The sequence below is a fragment of the Elusimicrobiota bacterium genome, from assembly GCA_016180815.1.
Lineage (GTDB): Bacteria > Elusimicrobiota > Elusimicrobia > JACQPE01 > JACQPE01 > JACPAN01.
In genome coordinates, this window is record JACPAN010000016.1 from 95,506 (window position 1) to 115,728 (window position 20,223).

22 protein-coding genes are annotated in these 20,223 nt (G+C 55.7%); 8 read left to right on the top strand and 14 right to left on the bottom strand.

The genetic code is table 11. The features are described from left to right. Window positions 1–2 precede the first annotated feature (2 nt). From HYT79_09475 to HYT79_09495, 5 genes are all read right to left on the bottom strand, one after another. The gene (locus HYT79_09475; protein MBI2070814.1) at window positions 3–1,736 is read right to left on the bottom strand and encodes a sigma-70 family RNA polymerase sigma factor; all 1,734 of its coding nucleotides are present in this window, start codon (window positions 1,734–1,736) and stop codon (window positions 3–5) included. Between the two features lie 17 nt (window positions 1,737–1,753). Then, window positions 1,754–3,601 carry a DNA primase gene (dnaG, locus tag HYT79_09480; protein MBI2070815.1) on the bottom strand — a complete coding sequence of 616 codons (1,848 nt, stop codon included), beginning with the start codon at window positions 3,599–3,601 and terminating at the stop codon, window positions 1,754–1,756. Between the two features lie 75 nt (window positions 3,602–3,676). Further along, window positions 3,677–3,865, bottom strand: coding sequence for a 30S ribosomal protein S21 (rpsU, locus tag HYT79_09485; GenBank protein MBI2070816.1), 189 nt, complete (start codon window positions 3,863–3,865; stop codon window positions 3,677–3,679). Between the two features lie 60 nt (window positions 3,866–3,925). Then, entirely contained in the window at window positions 3,926–4,264 is a 339-nt protein-coding gene (locus HYT79_09490; protein MBI2070817.1) for a histidine triad nucleotide-binding protein, read from the bottom strand. Then, a complete protein-coding gene (locus HYT79_09495) occupies window positions 4,257–5,534 on the bottom strand; it encodes a MiaB/RimO family radical SAM methylthiotransferase (protein MBI2070818.1) in 1,278 nt (425 codons plus the stop codon). Before HYT79_09495 ends, HYT79_09490 begins: the two co-directional genes overlap by 8 nt. A 116-nt stretch (window positions 5,535–5,650) precedes the next feature. On the opposite strand from HYT79_09495, the gene HYT79_09500 reads away from it, so the two are divergent. Together HYT79_09500 and HYT79_09505 are read left to right on the top strand one after the other, a co-directional pair. Then, window positions 5,651–5,875 carry a hypothetical protein gene (locus HYT79_09500; protein ID MBI2070819.1) on the top strand — a complete coding sequence of 75 codons (225 nt, stop codon included), beginning with the start codon at window positions 5,651–5,653 and terminating at the stop codon, window positions 5,873–5,875. Next, window positions 5,875–6,126 carry a type II toxin-antitoxin system RelE/ParE family toxin gene (locus HYT79_09505; protein ID MBI2070820.1) on the top strand — a complete coding sequence of 84 codons (252 nt, stop codon included), beginning with the start codon at window positions 5,875–5,877 and terminating at the stop codon, window positions 6,124–6,126. The genes HYT79_09500 and HYT79_09505 overlap by 1 nt, the downstream gene beginning before the upstream one ends. On the opposite strand, the gene HYT79_09510 is transcribed toward HYT79_09505, so the two are convergent. The 6 genes from HYT79_09510 to hrcA are packed head-to-tail and all read right to left on the bottom strand — an operon-like array spanning window position 6,123 to window position 12,449. Continuing rightward, complete coding sequence (locus tag HYT79_09510; protein MBI2070821.1) at window positions 6,123–6,947, bottom strand: 16S rRNA (uracil(1498)-N(3))-methyltransferase; 825 nt, start codon at window positions 6,945–6,947, stop codon at window positions 6,123–6,125. The genes HYT79_09505 and HYT79_09510 overlap by 4 nt on opposite strands. Then, window positions 6,857–7,762 carry a 3'-5' exonuclease gene (locus HYT79_09515; GenBank protein MBI2070822.1) on the bottom strand — a complete coding sequence of 302 codons (906 nt, stop codon included), beginning with the start codon at window positions 7,760–7,762 and terminating at the stop codon, window positions 6,857–6,859. The genes HYT79_09510 and HYT79_09515 overlap by 91 nt, the downstream gene beginning before the upstream one ends. Further along, a complete protein-coding gene (gene dnaJ, locus HYT79_09520; GenBank protein MBI2070823.1) occupies window positions 7,759–8,865 on the bottom strand; it encodes a molecular chaperone DnaJ in 1,107 nt (368 codons plus the stop codon). The genes HYT79_09515 and dnaJ overlap by 4 nt, the downstream gene beginning before the upstream one ends. Window positions 8,866–8,868: 3 nt before the next feature. Further along, window positions 8,869–10,734, bottom strand: a complete 1,866-nt coding sequence (gene dnaK / locus HYT79_09525) for a molecular chaperone DnaK (protein MBI2070824.1) — start codon at window positions 10,732–10,734, stop codon at window positions 8,869–8,871. A 10-nt stretch (window positions 10,735–10,744) separates the two neighbouring features. Then, window positions 10,745–11,332 (bottom strand): nucleotide exchange factor GrpE, encoded by a 588-nt coding sequence (locus tag HYT79_09530; protein MBI2070825.1) that lies wholly within the window; start codon window positions 11,330–11,332, stop codon window positions 10,745–10,747. Continuing rightward, window positions 11,292–12,449 carry a heat-inducible transcription repressor HrcA gene (hrcA, locus tag HYT79_09535; GenBank protein MBI2070826.1) on the bottom strand — a complete coding sequence of 386 codons (1,158 nt, stop codon included), beginning with the start codon at window positions 12,447–12,449 and terminating at the stop codon, window positions 11,292–11,294. Before hrcA ends, HYT79_09530 begins: the two co-directional genes overlap by 41 nt. Window positions 12,450–12,643: 194 nt before the next feature. Here hrcA and HYT79_09540 point away from each other — a divergent pair, with 194 nt between their 5' ends. The 3 genes from HYT79_09540 to HYT79_09550 all read left to right on the top strand — a co-directional run bounded on the left by HYT79_09540 (window position 12,644) and on the right by HYT79_09550 (window position 14,851). Continuing rightward, the gene (locus HYT79_09540; GenBank protein ID MBI2070827.1) at window positions 12,644–13,321 is read left to right on the top strand and encodes a hypothetical protein; all 678 of its coding nucleotides are present in this window, start codon (window positions 12,644–12,646) and stop codon (window positions 13,319–13,321) included. A gap of 149 nt (window positions 13,322–13,470) precedes the next feature. Beyond that, complete coding sequence (locus HYT79_09545) at window positions 13,471–14,058, top strand: phosphatidylserine decarboxylase (GenBank protein ID MBI2070828.1); 588 nt, start codon at window positions 13,471–13,473, stop codon at window positions 14,056–14,058. Then, on the top strand, window positions 14,048–14,851 hold the full coding sequence (locus tag HYT79_09550; GenBank protein ID MBI2070829.1) for a CDP-alcohol phosphatidyltransferase family protein: 804 nt from the start codon (window positions 14,048–14,050) through the stop codon (window positions 14,849–14,851). The genes HYT79_09545 and HYT79_09550 overlap by 11 nt, the downstream gene beginning before the upstream one ends. A 44-nt stretch (window positions 14,852–14,895) precedes the next feature. Here HYT79_09550 and HYT79_09555 read toward each other — a convergent pair whose 3' ends face one another. Next, a complete protein-coding gene (locus HYT79_09555) occupies window positions 14,896–15,345 on the bottom strand; it encodes a hypothetical protein (protein ID MBI2070830.1) in 450 nt (149 codons plus the stop codon). A 146-nt stretch (window positions 15,346–15,491) separates the two neighbouring features. Here HYT79_09555 and murQ point away from each other — a divergent pair, with 146 nt between their 5' ends. Continuing rightward, entirely contained in the window at window positions 15,492–16,391 is a 900-nt protein-coding gene (gene murQ, locus HYT79_09560; protein ID MBI2070831.1) for an N-acetylmuramic acid 6-phosphate etherase, read from the top strand. Continuing rightward, a complete protein-coding gene (locus HYT79_09565; protein MBI2070832.1) occupies window positions 16,388–17,497 on the top strand; it encodes an anhydro-N-acetylmuramic acid kinase in 1,110 nt (369 codons plus the stop codon). The genes murQ and HYT79_09565 overlap by 4 nt, the downstream gene beginning before the upstream one ends. 28 nt (window positions 17,498–17,525) lie before the next feature. Here the strand turns inward: HYT79_09565 and HYT79_09570 are convergent, their stop codons facing one another. Next, a complete protein-coding gene (locus HYT79_09570) occupies window positions 17,526–18,428 on the bottom strand; it encodes a hypothetical protein (protein ID MBI2070833.1) in 903 nt (300 codons plus the stop codon). Between the two features lie 98 nt (window positions 18,429–18,526). On the opposite strand from HYT79_09570, the gene HYT79_09575 reads away from it, so the two are divergent. Further along, window positions 18,527–20,095 carry a hypothetical protein gene (locus tag HYT79_09575; GenBank protein MBI2070834.1) on the top strand — a complete coding sequence of 523 codons (1,569 nt, stop codon included), beginning with the start codon at window positions 18,527–18,529 and terminating at the stop codon, window positions 20,093–20,095. Here the strand turns inward: HYT79_09575 and HYT79_09580 are convergent. Beyond that, a partial coding sequence (locus tag HYT79_09580) for a hypothetical protein (GenBank protein ID MBI2070835.1) occupies window positions 20,073–20,223 on the bottom strand: 151 nt, incomplete at its 5' end. The genes HYT79_09575 and HYT79_09580 overlap by 23 nt on opposite strands.

The following is a 20,223-nucleotide window of genomic DNA, read 5'->3' on the forward strand; positions in this document are numbered from 1 at the left end:
GGTTACTGTTCGATATAGTCTTTCAAGAGTTTGCTGCGCGAAGGATGCCGCAGCTTTCGGATGGCCTTGGCCTCGATTTGGCGCACGCGCTCACGGGTGACCTTAAACATGCGGCCGACTTCTTCCAGCGTGCGCGGGTACCCCGACTCCAGGCCGAAGCGCAGGCGGATGATTTTGGCTTCCCTCGGGGAGAGGGTTTCCAAAACCTTCTCGATTTCCCGGCGCTTCAAGAAGCCGACGGCGGAATGCATGGGCACCAAGCTGTCCCTGTCCTCGACGAAATCCTCAAGCCTGGAATTGTCGTCGCCGATCGGCATGGCCAAGGACAAGGGTTCCGGGATGATTTTAAGCGCGGCGCGCACCTTGTCCGTTGAAATGTGAAGGGCCTTCCCGTATTCATCGATCAAGGGGTCCCGGCCCATTTGCTGGCGGTATTTTCTCTGGACCTTGGAGAGCTTGGAAATCAGCTCTTTCATATGCACCGGGATGCGGATGGTGCGGGCCTGGTCCGCGATGGCGCGATTGATGGATTGACGAATCCACCAGGTGGCATAGGTCGAAAATTTGAAGCCTTTCTTGTATTCGAATTTTTCAACCGCCCGGATCAAGCCCAAGCTGCCTTCTTGAATCAGATCGGACAACTCCAAGCTCGAAACGCCCATGTGTTTTTTAGCGATGGAAACCACCAAACGCAAATTAGCCCGGATCAGCTTTAATTTATCCTCAAGGATTTTTTCCTCAAGATCGGTGATTTTTCTCGACAGGCTCAGCAGTTCCTCTCGGCTCACCGGCAAACCCGCGACAATCCTGGTTTTGCGTTCGAAAACCTGACGCATATTGGACACCAGGCTCTCGGCTGCGGTGACTGTAAACGAGGTCTTCTGCTGGAAGTCCCTGGGCGATAACCGGCCTTTTTCATAAGCCGCGTAACCGTCCAGAAAATCCCTGTAAGGGATTTTCAAGTTCTGCTCATAGCGGGAGAGCTCAACCTCGCACTCCTGGACCCTCTGGGCCAAAGTTTTGATTTTATTCGTCACGCGCTTAATTTTTTCCTGATTGAGGTTCAAATCGATGATACGGTCGACGACGGATTTTTTGAGGTTGTAGATCTTGAGCTTCAAGCTGTTTCTCTTGCGCTCGGTCGCCGTCTTATCAAGCTCCTTCCTGACCTTGTCCATTTTTTCCGTCATGCGCTTTAAAAACCCTACGGTCGAGCGGATTTTATGGCGCATACGGGTCAGTTCGCCCTCCGTGCGGCGGCCGCGGGGCATGAGTTCTTTGGGCGTCATCTCCTCCTGCTCGATCAATGACTCCCAATTTTCGATCTCGCGGAAGGTAATCGGCGACTCAAGAACCAACAGGCGCAGGGCCCGCGTGCGCTCGTAAACGTTTCTGGCCAAACTGACCTCTTCTTCCCTGGTCAGCAAAGGCACGCGCCCCATCTCCGACAGGTACATGCGGATGGAGTTGAGCGTTTCCGGCCCTTTAACCTCGGCCTGGGCCTGGGCGCTGGCCGCTCCTAATTCCTCACGGCTTCTGCCGTGGAAACGGCGCACCTGGTCCCGGTCGATGACCTGAATGCCCAAATCTTCCAGGGTTTCAAGAAAATTATCCATGTCCTCGGCGCTGACCGTGCCGAAAAGCGATTTTTGGATTTCCTCGAATGTGAGGTACCCGTGCTCCTTGCCGATTTCAATCAAGTCTTTAAGCGTCGTGCTGGTGTCCATTTCCATCATGGTTTAAGAACTCTCCTTTAAGATTCGCGAACGAATCCCTTCATTTGTTTTGAAATTTCCTGAAAACGTTTAAGCATCTCCGGCTCCACGGCCGAGCCCTTAGCGCGGGCGCGACGGATGACTTCGCGCAACTCCCGCAACTCCCGCGTCAAGACGCGCTGGCGCATTTCCTGAACGAAGCCCGTGACGCGTTTTTTCAAATCATCCGTCGACAGGTGATCGGGCTGGCTCAAGGCGGCTCTGCTGATCATCTCTTGCCATCGCGGATCGGGCAACAATACGGCTTGAGCCTGCGTTTCTCCTAAAACGTACTGCGCGATTCTGGGTTCGACGAAATCAGCGGCTTTGATGCCCGCTTGGGCCAAGGCGTCCCGGACGCTTTGCTTATCCACCACAGCCATGCCCAAGAGCTCTTCCTCAAGGGAGAGAAAGGACGCGGCCGGATTAACACGCGCTCGAGGGCTGCCGACGGCCGGCGATGCGGAGCCGGCCGGCCGCGACGCGGCCGAGGATGCGCCTTGGGCTTGATTCATATTTTTAAAAAGCTCCCGCTCCAAACCCACTTCGCTTAAGCGCAGGGCTTGAGCCAGGCTCACCACCGACTCCCGGCGCTCGATTTCCCCGGTGATCGCGGACAGCGTAGGCATCATCTCTTTGGCCAAGGCCTGGCGCTCGTCCAAACCCAAACGAGCCACGGACCTGCCGGCTAAGCGGCTCTCGATCTCAAAATCCAACAAACTCTTCGCCTCCCGGGCTTCAAGCTCCTCGAATGTCGCGCGTCCGTACTTCAACATGAACTCATCCGGGTCCAGCCCGGACGGAAGCCGCATCAGCTTGATCGTCACCCCGACGGCCAATAAAATCCGCCCGGCCCGTATGGCGCCTGCAATCCCGGCGGTATCCGGGTCAAATAAAAGCACCGCATTGCGGGCAAAACGCTTGAGCGTGCGGGCGTGGCTGGCGGTTAAATTGCCCCCCATGGGGCTGACCGCCAACGGCAGGCCTCCCTGGGCCAGGCCCAAAACATCAAAATACCCTTCCACAACATAAGCCTTGTCCTTCTCGCGGATATACGATTTATGCTGGGCCAGACCGTACAAAGTATCGCTCTTTTTAAACAATAACGTGTCCGGCGAATTCAGATACTTGGGCCCTTCGCTGTCGCGGCCCAAGCCCATTTCCGAGGGGATGATCCGGCCGCCGAACCCGCAGACATGGCCCGAAAGATCGAGCACCGGGAAAACGATCCGGCCCCGAAAAAAATCGAGGTAGCGCCCGTCTCTGGATGAAACTAAGGCCAAACCGGCTTTCTCCAGAATCCTGGGGTCGATCCCGTGTTTGCTCACCATCGCCGTATAGAGCCAGTTGCTCATCCTGGGCGCATAACCCATGCGATAGCCCTGCATGATGTTCTTATCCATTTGGCGCCGGTGCAGGCAATACTGCCTCGCTTCTTCGGCCTGCGGGTCTTCGCGCAATTGCAGGGCCTCGGCATAAAGCGTGGCCGCCAGACTCAGGGCTTTCTTAACGGCGGCTTTGGTTTTTTCCTCGCCGGACGCTTTGGCTCCTTGGATACCCCAATTCGGGCGCGGCAGCCCGAAGCGCTCGCATAACGCTTCGATCGCATCCTTGAACTCAAGCCGTTCCAATTCCATATAGAGTCCGATCGTGTCTCCCCCCTTATGGCATCCGAAACAATAGAAAAGACCACGGTCCGGATCAAGATGAAAAGACGGCGTTTTCTCCTCGTGAAAAGGACACAACGCAGCCCATGATTTCCCGGACCGGCGTAAATCCCTCAGGTACTCCCGGGCCAAATCCAGGATATCCAAACGCGAACGTAAAGCGTCTAATTCCCTTTGCAAGGCTTTAGCCGGAAGTCAATTGAAGAAATGACGTATCTTGCTTGAATGCAAACACCGAACTCAATGGACCGCGTTCTAATAAGTACGGCGGCGGCGGAGCTTTCGCCTGGCCTCAGCCAATTTTTGTTTACGCCGGACCGAAGGCGGGACAAAAAACTCTCTCTTTCTGATCTCTTGAAGAATCCCTTCCCGTTCGCATTCTCTCTTAAAACGACGCAGGGCCTCCTCGACGGGTTCCCCTTCCCTGACTCTCACTTCTGGCACAATCAATCACCTCACAAAAAAAAGACCCAATTTTGTCAAATCACGGAACATTCGAACCGCTCATCCGGGCGGCCACGTCAATCGCCGGCCGCCTAAAAGATGATAGTGGATATGATCCACGCTTTGCCCCGCTATTCTACCATTATTTAAAACCAGGCGAAAACCTTCCAATTTCATGCTGGCCGCGATATTCTTGGCCGTCAATTGGATCTCCCCCAATATGTCCCGGTCCTCGACTTCGGCCAATGACAAGGCCGCCACATGCTTTTTCGGCACGATCAGGATATGCACCGGCGCCTGAGGATTGATGTCTTTAAAAGCCACCAAACGGTCATTGGCGAACACCTGCTGCGACTGCGTTTCCCCTTCGATGATGCGGCAAAATAGGCAATTAGGCATGACTGGCGATCAACCGGCTCCCATCCGCATGATTGATTGTAACAGTTTGCCATTCATTGGCGCGCGGCGACTGGTCCCGGCCTTGCCGCATTTCGACGACCGGAAGGAAATTCTCGGCATGACCCTTGAGTCCCTCCAACGCCGCTTCCTCCCATAAGACGCGAAGCTGCCGTCCGATAAAGCGCCCGGCAAAGGCCGCGCGAAGCTCCCCATCAAGGGCATGCGAATCCTTGAACCGCCGGTCCAGCTCCAGGACGTCAACAACGTTCTCCATAGAGGCGGCCGGCGTTCCCTGCCTGGAGCTGAAGCGAAAAATGTGCATGCCTGCGAATCCGATCTTACGGGCGAAAGCCAACGATTCATCAAAAAGCTCCCCTGTTTCCGAAGGAAAACCGATCATCAAATCCGTAAAAATAGCCAGGCTCTGCCCCAGCGAACGCCGGGCGGCTTCAATGCGCTCGCCATAAAAACGGGTGCCGTACCAGCGCTTCATGGAGGCTAAGACCGCATCGCTGCCGGATTGCAAGGGAAGATGAAAATACGGCACGGTTTTGGGCGTTTTGGCATAAGCGGCCAAAAAACGGTCGGTTAAATCCGTGATCTCGATTGAGGACAAGCGGATGCGAAAATCGCCGTCCAGGGCCGCGATGCGCTCGATTAATCCCGGCAAATCAACGGATTTTCCGTCAGGATCCGCGCTGCGATCCCAGTACCTTCCCAAGCGAATTCCGCAAAGAACGAATTCTTTGTAGCCGGCTCGGAGCAAGCCCTCGATCTCCGCCAAAATTTCAGCCACGGGCCTTGATTCCATCGCCGGGCGCGTGCTTGGGATAATGCAATAGGTGCAGCGCATATTGCACCCGTCCTGAACCTTGATATACGCCCGCGTATGCCCGTAAAAAGAGGAAATCGCACGGCCGTCGGTCCCCAAACCCATGGAACAATCCGCTAACGCCGGGATGGAATCTTTGCCTTCATTGCCCACGATCAAGGCCTGCGGAAATAAATCCTGAAGCTCTCCGGGCGCCCTGGACGCGTAACAGCCGGTGATGACGAGTTTGGCCGCCGGGTTGTCACGGCCGATTTTTCTCAACAACCGGCGGGCGTCTTTATCCGCGTTATCCGTCACCGAGCAGGTGTTGACGACGCAGACATCCGCCTCGTGATAATCGGGCGTGAACAAAGCGCCACGGCGAACGAATCCCTCGCGCACGCGCTCGCCCTCGTATTGATTGACCCGGCACCCGAAACTGGTGACGTAAACTTTCATCGCCTTTCATTCTATCTCATGGGCCCCGGTTGGGGATCATTTGCCTAATGTATGCAAAAGTTAGTATTTACTAACTATAGTTGAAAAATATTGGTTCTCATGGTAGACTCTAAGCGATGCCTAAAAAAACATTGGCCGTAAAAATCGAGTCCAAGGTAGCCGAGAGAGTCAGCCGCTATTGCGCCGACCATGGCCTTAAACAGGGTTTTTTCGTGGAAAAAGCGATCGAAGAAAAACTGGCGCAAGAAGAGCTCAAGGAAGACCTTTTAGATTTTAAGATGAACAAACCGCACGAAAAAGAAGCGGTCAGCTTTGAAGAATACCTAGCCCGCCGCAGGTAATGTACGCCCTCAAAATTCTCCCTTCCGGGCAAAGGGATTTAGATTCGCTGGATTCTTTCATCTTCAACCAGATCAAAAAGAAACTCGCTGTTTTGGCTGACAACCCCCGCCCTCCCGGCTGTCTTAAATTAACCGCGGACCAAGGCTATCGCTTGCGCTCTGGAGACTGGCGTATTCTCTATCGTGTGGATGATAAAACAAAAATTATCTACGTTTACCGTATTAAACACCGCAAAGACGCTTATCGTTAACGGCTTAATAAAGCATTGAGCATAGCGATGGCTGCGATAGGCGCGGTTTCCGTGCGCAACACCTGGGGGCCTAAACCCACGGGACGAGTTCCCGCTTTTTTGGCTGTCTCTGCTTCATCCAAACTCCATCCTCCTTCAGGACCGATAAAAAGCGAAACTAAAGAAGGCTTGCTTTGATTAGCCAGTGCCGTCCAAATAGGTTCGGCAAGTTCGGATTCCCAGGCAAAAAGCAGAAGGCCGCCTTTTTTAGACGCTTGCTGCAAGGCTTCGCCGAATGACTGCGGCTCCTCCACAATAGGCAAACGCGCCACCCCGCATTGTTTGGCCGCGGCCTGGACGATTTTTCTCCAGCGCGCGGTTTTTCTGGAAACTTCTCCGCTCGGCACGCGGACAATAGTCCGCTCTGAAATCAGGGGCACGAAACGGGTCACGCCCACTTCCGTCCCCTTTTCCAAAACCCAATCCCATTTTGAACCCTTGGGCAAAGCCTGATAAAGATGAATTTCCCAGGGCCAATGACCGGCGGCCGCTGATTTGGCGGGCGGATGTTCAAGCACGCGCCCGGCAACCCGCTCAGGGACGGCCTCCGTAATTTCTCCGAAAAAAACCGAACCTTTGCCATCGAACAAGCGTAAAACATCGCCCGGCTTTTTCCTCAATACCCGCGCGATATGACGGGCTTCTTGGCCCACAATTTCAAAAGTTTTCGACTGCGCGTTAAGGTGAGTGGCTAGGAACTGCGGCGTGGGAACTCTCCGTCCAAGGCGTTGCGGCAGATGGCGGCCAACTCGGGAGACGAGCCGGAGCCTTCCATCAGCCAGATCAAATAATCCCGGTCGATCCGGGCGACTTCCTGAAGGGAATGGCCTTTGTGCTTGCCGAAATTAAAATGCGCCTGGCCGTGGCGCCAGGAAAACTTCCCCTCGCCGTCGACGAAACGGCTGTCCAACGCGTTACAGAACGCGTGCAAGGCGTCAACGTCCTTGGGCAAATCCGGATACATGTCGAGCTGCCCGAAAAAAATATCCCTGGCCGCGGCCGTGTCCGCTTGCGCGCTGTGATGAGACTCCAGAGTTTTTCGGCAATAAAATTTATAGGCGGCCGCCAAATCACGGGATTCTTTTTTGTGGAAAATTTTCATGGCGTCGATGATGCGCCGTCTCTCCGCGCCCAAGGACAGGCCGGCGCGGGCCAATTCATTGGCCAGCATCGGCACGTCGAAACGCGCGATATTGTAGCCTCCCAAATCCGCGTCCGTTAAAAATTGCTCGACTTTGGGGGCCACAGCCTTGAAAAACGGAGCATTGCGCACATCCGCGTCGGAAATGCCATGGATGGCCGTGGATTCGGGCGGGATGGGAATGCCCGGATTGATCCTGCTGGTAAAATTTTCATCGAGACCGTCGGGCGTGACGCGGATCAAACAAATCTCGACGATCCGGTCCATGGCCGTGTCCAAGCCCGTGGCTTCCAAATCAAGAAAAACGAGGGGGCGCTTCAAAAATTCTCTGCTTTTAGAAACGGTCGCGGGAACATCCGCCGGCCTGTCGACCGAAGAAGGGGCCGACGGCTCAGGTTCCGGGTCGCTGAATAAGGGGCCGAACGCGCCGAGGTTGGAACTTTTATTTTTTTTCATCGCTTGAATACCTTCTTAAAAAAGCCCTCATTGTCTTCTTCGAAACTTTTCTCAAGATGCTCCAGCAGCTCTTTCTGATGGCCGCTCAAGTCTTTAGGGACATTGACCGAAACGCGCACGAACAAATCGCCGTGGCCCCGTCCCTGAAAACGCGGCATGCCGCGCTCGCGGATGCGCAGCATGGTGGCGTTTTGCGTTCCGGCCGGAACCTTGACCCGCGTTTTCTCCCCGTTCAACGTCGGAACTTCGATCTCGCAACCTAACGCCACTTTAGGAAAAGTCAGTCGCACGTCATGGACCAAATCATCACCGTTGCGCTCGAAGCGCGGATCATCCTTGACCACGACGTGCACGTAAAGATCGCCGGGCGTCGCGCCCCGCTCGCCGGCGTCGCCCGCTCCGCTGATCCTCAATGTGGTGCCTGTGGCGATGCCCGGCGCGATGCGCAACCTGACCTCCACCGCTTTTTCCACGCGCCCGGCGCCGCCGCAAAAATTGCAGAGGCTCTCCACAATATGGCCTTCTCCATGGCAACGATTGCAGGCTTGCGATAAGGCGAAAAAGCCGTGCACCATCTGAATCTTTCCGGAGCCGTGGCAAGTCGGGCAGGTTTTAGGGGTGGTTCCCGGTTTCGCGCGCGTGCCGTGACACTTTGGGCAGGCTTCCCTCTTTTTCACTTTCAACGGCATCTCGGTTCCCCGGTAAGACTCTTCCAAAGTCACGTTGAGCTCGTATTTTAAATCCGCGCCTTTATGAACGCGCCGCGAGCGGCGGGCGCCGCCAAAGAGGCCCTCAACCACATCCTCGAAGATATCCCCAAACCCGAAATCTCCGGCGCCCCCGAACCCTTGAGCCCCGCCCGGACCGCCGGCAGCTCCTGATTCAACGCCGGCGAAACCGTATTGATCGTAAAGCTGACGCTTTCTGGCGTCGCTTAGGATTTCGTAAGCGGCATTGATTTCCTTGAAGCTGTTTTCAGCCTCTTGGGATCCCGGATTCCGGTCGGGATGATACTTAAGGGCGAGTTTTCGAAAAGCCCGCTTAAGTTCTTCTTCCGTGGCGTTTCTGGGAACGTCTAAAACTTCATAAGGATCGCGCGGCACTCGTTACTGGCCCCCTTCTTTAGGCTCTTCAACAACCTCAGCGTCCACGACTTTATCCTTGCCGTTTTCGGATTTGGCGCCGCCTGCGGCGCCGGCAGCAGCACCCGCGGCTGATTTTGCCTGGGCGTCCTTGTAAACGGCTTCGGCCAATTTATGGCTGGCGCCCAAGAGCTTTTCCTTGGCCTGGCGCAATTTCACGGCATCGTCTTCTTTCAACGCATTTTTGGCGGCTTCCAGCTCGCGCTCTACGGCCAATCGTTCTTCCTGCGAAATTTTATCGCCGTAATCCTTCAAGGCCTTTTCCGTGGCGTACACCGCCGTATCCAATTCGTTCTTGGCCTCGATGACTTCCTTGTTCTTCTTGTCTTCATCGGCGAATCGCTCCGCTTCTTTGACGAATTTATCGATCTCGGCTTTATCCAGCTTATTAGGCGCGCTCACTGAAATTCTCTGCTCCTTGCCCGTACCCAAATCCTTGGCCATAACATGGATGATGCCGTTGGCGTCGATGTCGAAGGTTACCTCGATTTGAGGCAAACCTCTGGGCGCCGGAGGAATCCCGACCAAATCAAAACGGCCCAGCGACACGTTGTCTTTGGCCATCGGGCGCTCGCCTTGGAGCACTTGCACGGTCACCGCGGTCTGATTATCGGCCGCCGTTGAGAATGTCTGGGATTTTTTGACCGGGATCGTGGTGTTTCGCTCGATCAGCGGGGTAAATATCCCGCCCAACGTCTCGATCCCTAAAGTCAAGGGGGTCACGTCCAACAACAAAATATCCTTGACCTCGCCGGTCAGCACGGCGGCTTGAATACCGGCGCCCATGGCCACGCACTCCATGGGATCGATGCCGCGCTCGACTTTTTTGCCCACGTAATCCTCGACGAAGCGCTGCACGATGGGCATGCGCGTCGGGCCGCCGACCAAAATGATGCGCGTGATGTCCGCAGGTTTTAATTTTCCGTCGGAAAATGCCTGATCAATGGATTCCCTGCAGCGTTTGACGATGGATTCCACGAGGCTCTCCAAGGTCGAACGCGTCAATTTCATGGCCAAATGCTTGGGGCCTTCCTTGGTGTTGGCCACGAAGGGGATGTTCAAGTCCGTCTCAAAAAGATTGGACAACTCGATTTTGGCCTTTTCGCAGGCTTCCCGGACCCGCTGCATGGCCTGGGCGTCGTTTTTCAAATCCACGCCGGACTCTTTGCGGAATTGCCCGGTGACATGATCGACCAAAGTATTATCCATGTCCGTGCCGCCCAACTGAGTGTCGCCCGACGTCGAAATCACTTCAAAAACCCCGTGGCCGAACTCCATGACCGTGACGTCCAGCGTGCCGCCGCCCAGATCAAAGACCATGATTTTTTCTTCTTTGCCTTTTTTATCAAGCCCATAAGCCAAACAGGCGGCCGTGGGCTCATTGACGATGCGCACGACTTCCAAACCCGCGATTTGCCCGGCGTCTTTGGTGGCCTGGCGCTGGTTATCATTGAAATACGCCGGGACCGTGATCACGGCTTTCTCGACTTTATCGCCTAAAAACGCCTCGGCGTCGCGTTTGACCTTTTGCAAAAGGAAAGCGGACAATTGCTGGGGCGTGTAATCCTTGCCCTGCAAATGGTATTTGAAATCCGTGCCCATTTTGCGCTTAAACGCCGCCGCCGTTCCCTCAGGATTGGCCACGGCCTGACGCCGGGCGGGCTCGCCGACTAAGAGCTGGTTGTCCTTGGTGAACGCGACGTAGGACGGGAAGGCTTTGCCCCCCACGGTGGTTCCTTCCGCGCTGGGGACGATGACGGATTTCCCGCCTTCCATCACCGCAGCCGCGGTATTGGATGTTCCGAGATCGATACCGATAATCTTTGACATAACATGCCTCCTATGACTTCAATGAATCCTTGCTGTTTTTGGCCTTAGCCGAGACCACGATGCGCGCCGGCCGCAGTAGGCGGCCGCCCAGACGATAGCCGTCCTGTTGGACGCGCACGATCAGGCCCTCATCAGCCGATCCTTCCTCAATGCCCACGACTTCATGGCAGAGGGGATCATAACGCTCTCCGGCCTTAGCCGGGACTTTCGTCAAACCTTGGTCCGAAAAAATCTTCTCGATATTTTTAACGATGAGCAAGAACCCTTCTTTAACCTTTGGGTCGACGGTTTTAGACGCCTCAAGAAGGCCCAGCCCCTGACAAAGCTGCTCGTAAACGGGCAAGAAAAGGCCCAGCGCGCTGCTGACGGCGAATCCCATGATGTCGGCTTTCTCTTTTTCCACACGCTTGCGGTAATTGTCGAGATCGGACATCGCCCGCAGCCATTGATCCTTGAATTCATCAGCGAGCCTGACCTTTTCGGCCAAGGCCTGGCGGGCCAACTCCACCTCCGCCAATTTCTCGGCGCGCGCTGAATCCTCGACGGAGGGCGCCGCCTCAGGCGTTGTCTGTCGGACCGATTCGTTTTGCTGCGTCATCGGGCAACAACCCTCCCTTGCCGTGCTCGGCGCTGATGGTTAATTTCTCCAGCGCCTTTTGCAAAGCGCGGTGCACGGCTTCCACCAAAGACACCATGCGGCCGTATTCCATACGCTTGGGGCCTAAGATGCCCAAAACCCCGACCGTATGATCCTCGGTCTCGAACGACCGGGCGACCACCGCCAAATCTTTGAATTCCGGGGAAGACGCCTCCCTCCCAATCACGACCGAAACGCTTTTATGCGCTTTGGCCTCGGCCCGTTCCACCTCTTTCTTCAGAAGCGCCATCATTTCATCGCGGTTCTCCAGAGTATCGGCCAATCGCCTCATGGTGACCGAAGCTCCGCTGAAATCAGGGGAGGTCAGCACATTGGCCGCGCCCTCCAACAAAAGCGCCCCGTCGTTTTCTTGTTTGGCCATGGCCGCGACCGGCTCCATAAACGCCCGAAGGATATCCCGGGTGCTGCGAAGCTCCTCCTCGATCTTGTCGCTGACCTGGGCTTCAAAACCCAGGCATAATTCCTGGAACGTTCTTCCCTGAAAAGAATCGTTCACCCAACGGGATACCCGGCGCAATTCATCCTCGCTGAAATCGCGGGACGCATCCACCAAACGTGAACGCGCCAATCCGTTTTTCGCCACCAAAACCAGCAGGACCCGGCCCTGGCCGCAGGGGATCAACTCCATTCTTTGCAGGACGCTGACGTCGAGTTTTGGTTTTAAAACAAAACCGGCATGATGGGACAGATAAGCCAGCATATAGGAAGTTTGGGAAAGGACTGATTCGATCTCCCCCATGCGCTTGCGGTATTCTTCCTCGATGCGAACTTGCTCAGCCTCCAAAACTTCCTGAAGACCGAGGAGATAATCCACATAATAACGGTAGCCTTTATCCGTCGGGACGCGGCCGGCCGATGTATGCGGCTGGGTCAATAAACCCTCCTGCTCGAGATCATGAAGAAGATTCCTGACGGTCGCGGAGGAAAGATCCATGCCGTCCACTTTCGAAACCGTAGAGCTGGCCACAGGATCACCGGAATGGATGTACTCCAAAATAACGGCTTGCAGCAAACGCTTGCGGCGCCTTTGCCGCTCTTTTTCTTCCAAAATTCTCATGTAATTAAATGTCTTTTGATAATTAGCAGTTAAACGCCAAGACTGCTAATATTCTAACACATGGGGTATTCAACCGCAATTTATATAATCTCTGAAGTGACCATTTGCACCTTGATTGATCAATTTCAAGGTGTACACTTGATCATCGATGACAAAGAGCACAAAACGATCATAACTTTGGGAGGGACAAAAACATGAACAAAAAAATGAAACTGTTCGCTTTTTTAGCGCTCGGCGGATTGATGGGCGTGACTTCTCTTCAAGCCCAAACGCCGGATGAAACACCCAGCGGCACAATCCCGGCTGACCCGACGCCCGGCGAGCCAGGAGCCACGCCCGCCAGCCCGGCCCTGAAAAACGCCGAAGGCGGCCCCGGCAATTCAGAGAACGCCCCCGGGCACAGGCGCAGAAAAATCAAACGGCATGCCGGCAAACGTTTGGAAAACCGCGATGAGCGTCGCGAGGAACGCGGCGAACGTTTAGAGAATCAGGGCGAGCGGCTTGAGAATAAAGGCGAACGGCGAGAAAACCGCGGCGAGCGCTTGGAAAATCAAGGAGAGCGGCTTGAAAACCGCGGCGAGCGTCGCGAGGAACGCGGCGAACGCGTGCAAAAGAGAGCGGAGCATTTGGACAAAAAAGCCGAACGCCTGGATGCCTCGGGGCACGAACGCGCGGCCAATCATATGGAGCACCGGGCCGATAAAATGGAAAAACGCGGGGAACGGATGGAACACCAGGGCGACCGGATGCAAAACAGGGGCGAGCATCGCGAAAACCGCGGGGAACGCATGCAGCGTCAGGGCGACCGGATGCAAAACCGCGGGGAACGACGCCAAGGCGCAGGCGAGGGCGGCGGGGGCCGGCGACGATAACCCAGCGTCCTCCTAAAAAAAATTCCGTCTCGGAAACTTCGACGAGCTCCGGAGGACGCTGGCCCATAGCCGCCCAGGGCTGGCGGTGGATAATCGGCTTTTCGACGACAACGCTGGCCGCCGGTTATTGGGCCTGGGCGTCTCAAACCATGACAGCGTGGGCGATCACGGGTATTCTGGCCGTGATCACTTCTCTGGTTGCGTGGTTTTTCAGGGATCCTCAACGCCGGCCGAACCCGGAAGAATTGAGCCGTCTTAAGCCGGGAGAACAGCCCATTATTTCCCCTGCCGAAGGGAAAGTCACGGATATCACCGAGATTCCCGGGGCCAATCCCGCGGATAGGCGGCTTCGCATCGGCGTTTTTCTTTCCCCCATCGACGTTCATGTGCAATGGGTTCCGTTCGAGGGCAAGGTGACGCGAATCACCCGGAAAAACGGAAAATTCTTGCCGGCTTACGATCCACAAGCCTCGCACCTCAATGCTTCGGCGACCATCGAAATTCAAAACCCGAGGCTGGGTCTTTGCGTCGTTCGCCAAATCACGGGGTTTCTGGTGCGAAGGATACTCACCTGGACCGAGGAAGGAAGCTCCTTGAAACCAGGGGAACGGTTGGGCATGATATTATTAGGCTCCCGCGTGGAAATTGAGCTGCCCAAAGAGCGGGTGAATCTCAAAATCCGCGTCGGGGACAAGGTTGACGCCGGACGAAGCGTCATCGGGGGATATGAACATTAAAAAGAAATTAAAACGCGAGTGGATCCCGACCATGCTGACGTTGGGCAACTTGGGTTTTGGTTTTATGGTCATTTGGCTGGCCCTGACCAAACGGGACATGTTTTTTGAGGATTCGGCGCGCTTTTTTACAATCTTAGGGGCGTTGCTTTTCGTGGCCTGCTGCTGCGATTTCTTGGATGGTTTTGTGGCGAGGAAAATGCATGTCAGTTCCGCCCTCGGTCTTGAGCTTGATTCCCTGGCTGATTTAGTCAGTTTCGGCGTGGCTCCGGTCATTGTTTTTTACGTATGTTTATTTGATGATCGCCCCAGTTTCTTCAGTTTCGGGGCGTGCCTCGCCTATCTTCTGTCCGGGGCTTTCCGCCTGGCTCGCTTCAATCAAAGCGCCGGTCAAGCGTCGAAACCCGGCGCGTATTTCGACGGCCTGCCGATTACCGGGGCTTCCTTGATGTGGGTGGCCCTGCTGCTGTTTCTAGGCCAGGGACTGGGCAATTCCATCTTTGAGGGCCATGAAACAGGACTGCGCCGGGCCATGATTTTTCTCTTCGCCGCGCTGGGCTTCCTGATGGTTTCGCACTTTCCCTACCGCAGCCTCAAGGCTCCCGTCAAAAAATCATCCCACTTTAAGCGCAATGCGATTTTTTTGGCCCTGCTTGCGGCGCTTGTGATGATCCGCTTCGGGCCTGCGGCCATGCTGATCGCCATCCCCGTGTTGTACATTTTTGGAACCCCGGTGGCCGCCTACTGGAAAAAAGTGCACAATAAAGAGCCTCTACTGAACCAACGGCCTCTTTAAATAAAAAATCCCCCCAAGGATAACGGCTCAAGGATTGTCGTCGCTTAAAAACGCAGAAGAAAAGATAGGCCGATGCGATGCGGCGAAACTTTGGCGCGCAACCTGACCGGCCGCCGCGAAGAATTTGAACGGCGGGCTGAAGCGCTGCCGGGCACATAAACGCCGCTTGATAAGGAAAGCGGGCCCGTTAAACCGATTTCACCAACCCCTGTTCGAACCAGCATGCTGGCCCGCCGGACCGTCTCGCGTTCCACCAACCGGCTGATTTCATCTTCAAGAGGGGACAGTTCAAACGGCAGCAAATTCCATACAGGGGTGATGTCTTCTAAGATGCCCACGACCGCCGCTTTCGCGAAACCGCCGCTGGTTAAATTAGATAAAAACTTATTGGTTTCCGTGGCTTCAGGGGTTAAGGGGACCCCCCAGGCGTAAGGGTATAGGGCCGCCAATAGCCCCGCTATAATCGCTAATCCTCGCATTCCCACCCGAATCATAACCTTATTTTATTTTTACAGAAGTATTGAAGCAATAAATGGGCCTATTGGGCAAATTTACCCAAGCCTGAGCCTGTATCCCAATAGGACTTTAGGCCTATATACGAAATATTCGCTGCCTCGATCAAATTCACTATTATGGCCCTATGCGCAAATACCACGGATTGGCCACCGAACGGGTCAACCCAAAAACCACAACCATCGATACGTTGGACGCAGGCGCGATCCTTAATGTCATTAATCAAGAAGATGAGTCTGCGATTCGCGCCCTCAAGTCCGGATTATCCTCGATCAAGCGCGCCGTGGCCATGGTTGTGGATGCCTGGCGGCTAGGGCGCCGCATTTTTTTCGTCGGCGCGGGCACCAGCGGCCGGTTGGGTGTTATGGAAGCGGCGGAATGCCCGCCCACTTTTCATACGCCGCCCGCCCGCATTCAGGCCATTATGGCCGGAGGGTCAAAGGCGGTTTTTAGGTCCCAGGAGGGCGCGGAAGACGACGCTTTCGCGGGACGCCGGGCCGTTCGCCTGAAAATCCGGCCCGGCGATGTGGTGATCGGGATCGCCGCCAGCGGCATCACCCCCTTTGTGCTGGCCGCTCTCAAAGAAGCGCGGCGCCGCGATTGCCGGGTCATCCTGGTGACTTGCAATTCAGAATTCAGCGCTCGCCGCTCAACATTTAAAATCGACGTTCTGATTTCTCTCAACGTGGGCCCGGAGGTCATTGCGGGCTCGACCCGGCTCAAAGCCGGCACCGCTACTAAAATGGCCTTGAATATGATCACCACCGCGGCCATGGTGCGCCTGGGCAAGGTTTACGGCAATTTGATGGTCGATCTTGAAATCAAATCAAACAAGCTCAAGGAACGCGCCATCCGCATCGTGCAGGAATTGACCGGCCTTAATCGCAGCCAGGCCCTCAGGCATCTGCGCTTGGCTAAAGGCCGCAGCAAAGTAGCCATTGTCATGGCTAAAAAAGGCGTCAACCGCTCCCAAGCCATCCGGCTCCTGTCCAAACACCGCCATTCCTTGCGCTCGGCGCTGACATGACGCATCGCTGCGCATTGGGACTGATTTCCGGCACGTCCGCGGACGGCGTCACGACCGCGGTGATCAACATCGACGAGTCGAACAAAAAAAAGCCGGTTGAATTAATCGCTCATCGAACCTACCCTTACCCAGCGCAACTGAGACGGCGCGTCCTAGCCGCCGTCGACATGAAAACTCCGGAAATTTCCCGGCTCAATTTCGAACTGGGCGAATTTTTCGCCCGGGCCGCCGGCGACGAAGTTCGCCGGCTAAAAATCAAAAATCCGAAACTCTCCGTCGAAATCATCGGCAGCCACGGCCAAACCATTTACCACGGCCCGGATGACCGGCCGGCCAATACATTGCAAATCGGGGAGCCGGCCATAATCGCCGAGCGTTTGGGCCTGCCCGTCATCGCAGATTTCAGGCCCGGGGATATGGCGGCCGGCGGCCAAGGCGCTCCGTTGGCGCCTTTTTTTGATTGGTTCCGCTTTCATCGCCTCGCGCCGGTGATTTGCCTCAATATCGGGGGCATCGCCAATATCACGATCGTATCCGAAAAACCGGAACATGTCATCGCCTTCGACACCGGTCCCGGCAATTGCCTGATGGATTTGGCGGTCTCACTCTCGACGCGCGGACGCATGGCGTATGATCAAGACGGCCGCCGGGCCGGGCGCGGGACCATCGATGATGCCGCTTTGCGGCGGGCCTGCGGCCATGCCTATTTTTTGAAAAACCCTCCCAAATCCACCGGGCGGGAGCTGTTCAATCAAAACTTTCTCGAACGCGGCTTCGGAAAAATAAAAAGGATTGAAGACAAGCTGGCCACTTTGGCTGCGTTGACGGCTGAAACGATTTCAACGGCCATCAAAAAATTCCCCCGCTCTCCGGTTCTCGCCAGCGGCGGCGGCGTGCATAACCTGCTGCTGATGAAACTGCTTAAGGAGCGCCTCCCCGGGCATCCCATCGCGCCCACGGATCATTATGGCGTTCATGCCGAAGCCAAAGAAGCCATGGCGTTTGCGCTGATGGCCTGGTGCGCTTGGCGCGGACGGCCCAATCATTTGCCGCAGACAACAGGCGCCACGGGAAAACCGCAAATTCTTGGAAAATTAATCACCTGAAAAAGGACAATGGTGTCTGTCCCTATTTTTATGGGCAGGCGTCTGCAGCGCCTCTGGCCGGCAGGGTGATCACGCCCCCGTCCGCGCAAAGTTCGCGCGCTTTTTGATTGGGCGTTGGGCAATTCCTGACACGAAGTTCCCTTAACAACTGCGTTCGTTGGCGCGCGCAATTAAAAGACATGCCTCCCGAAGCCGGGGTACCCAATGGCGGCGGCAGCGTGGATTGATGGAGTTCCGGCCTCCCCGTAGGGCCGGTTCGATTGGGCCGGATCGCCGTGGGCGATGTTTCGCCTGAAACCTCGTCCCCCGTATAACGCGCAGCCGCCGGCCTGACCTCAGCCGGTTCGATGCCGCCGGGATCATGAACACGCGAACGTCTTCTGCTGGCGGGCATCGCCGCTTCCACGTCCACCGAAATATTAAATGGGAGAGGGACAGCCGCTGCTGAACGGCCCCCGGACCCTCCACCATCTCCTTTGCGGCCGCCGCCGAATGTGCGCGTGCCCACGGTATGCCCTGAATTAGCGCCCTGATTGGCTTCTTCGCCCAGACGCGTGCTTGAATCCGTTAAAGCTGCGGTTCGGGCCGGACGAATACTCCCCAATAAACGCATCATTTCAGTGTAATCAGCGCCATCCCCGGAACCGGCCAGACTCTCCAACTGCCCCCAATCGCCGTTTGAAACCGTAAATTTAATGCCGGCTGCGGCTTGATCGATCATGCTGTCTAATCTGCTGACGACGCGGCTGCAGGACGCTCCTGCTCCGGCCGAATTTCCGGAACCTTCATCTTCCGTTTCCTCTCCTGCGCCGTCATCATTGCAGATGATTTTTTCGCTCAATCCCTCCAAATCAACAAGCTCCAGATCCCTGGCTTCAAGCGTCCAGGGCATGATCATCATCATGATAAATGGATAAATAAAACGACTCATTTTCCCTCGAAAAAGGCCTCTTTTATATGTACCAGCCCATAGGTCAAAAAGCAAGGACAGGCTCGTGAATGCGGGCTTATTCGATATGATACCGGCATATGCACAAGATTGCGGCTTTGGTGATGCCGGCCTTCCGTTTCGGCGTTCACGACCCCAAAGAAGCCGAATCCTTGGCCAAAGAAGGAGTCTCCGGCTTCTGTTTATATGGGGGTACGGCGCGGGAAACCTACGAACTGACCCGCAGGCTGCTGATGGCCGCGCAATCGCCTCTCTTATTCGCGGCGGATTTTGAAAACGGAGCCGGCAGCCAATTGCAAGACGCGGTTGAACTGACGTCTAGCATGGGCATCGGCCAAAGCCGGGATACGGCAAACGCCCGCCTGAAAGGAGAAATCACCGGGCGTCAAGCCAAGGCCGTGGGCATTAATTGGGCGTTCGCTCCGGTGGTCGATCTTAATCTGCGTCCGGATAACCCCATTGTCAGCACCCGGGCCTTCGGGTCCGGGCATCAGGAAGTTACCGCCCATGCCCGGTCTTTTCTGGAAGGCTTAAACAGCCAAGGCATTGCCGGCTGCCTCAAGCACTTTCCTGGCCACGGCGATACGCGCGTTGATTCTCATCTTGATCTGGCCGCCATTGAGCGGCCGCTGGCGGCCATGAACGATCATGACCTCAAACCCTATGAAGCGCTTTCCGCTACGGCCGAGTCCGTGATGACGGCTCATATCGCCGGCCCTGACGTGGACGCCAAGCCGGCTTCCCTATCCCGGCGCTGGGTCACGGATATTTTAAGGAAACGGCTGGGTTTCGACGGTTTGGTCGTCACCGACGCTTTGATGATGGGCGCCATTCAGAAAAATTTCGGCGAAGAAGAAGCGATTTTGTTGGCGCTGGAAGCGGGCAACGACCTGCTCCTTTACCCTCCGGATTCCCGGGCCGCCATCCGTATCATCAAAAATCTTTATGGACAAGGGCGCCTGCCTCAAGCCGCCGTTGAGCGCGCATTGGGTAGGATCAAGGCTTTAGCCGCACGCCTGCCGCAGCCGACAGCCGCCTTTTCGCGCGAAACATTCCACAGGCTCGAGGAAGAACATGCCAAATCCGCGCTGTTGCTGGCCCGCGCCTCGATTCAATGGCGGCGGCCCGGCCCGGCGCTTCCTGCGGCGCCCGCGAACCTGCGCTATATGGAATTCGGCAACAATAAAGTCAAACTTCAAAACCTACGGGGTTGGAATTTAGGAAGCATCCGGCGCTCATTCCCAAACCTGGGCACGGCGGCGCGCAACCTGATCCGGTTCATGCATGATAAAAGCCGCGCCGATTCCTTTAGAAAACTGCTTGAGGCGCGACGCTATCATCCCATCAAACCGAGCTCAAAAAATCAGGATTGGCCTCTTGTTCTGGGTATTTTTCACAAACCGCGCGCCTTTGCCGGCGCCATCGGGCTCGATGCTCAAGAAATTAAAACCATCAACGATTTGGCGCGGCAAAGCGCGCCTCAAACGCCTCTACTGGCTGTTTCCTTCGGCGATCCCTATGTTTTGGATCAGCTTCCCGAAGCCTACGCTTCTTTATGCAGTTATTCGGATTCGTTCGCTTCTCAAGTCGCGGTATTAGATGAGCTGTTAAAAGGCGCGACGAAAACTAAAACTTCAACGACAAGCTGACCCTGTGCGTGTCGCCCAAATCCCCGAAGGGCACAAACGCATAGTCCACGCCCAAGCCCGCATGCCGGAATCCCAAGCCCGCACCGATGCCAGGCCCCGCACCTTTATCGCGCCCCAACTGATAGCCG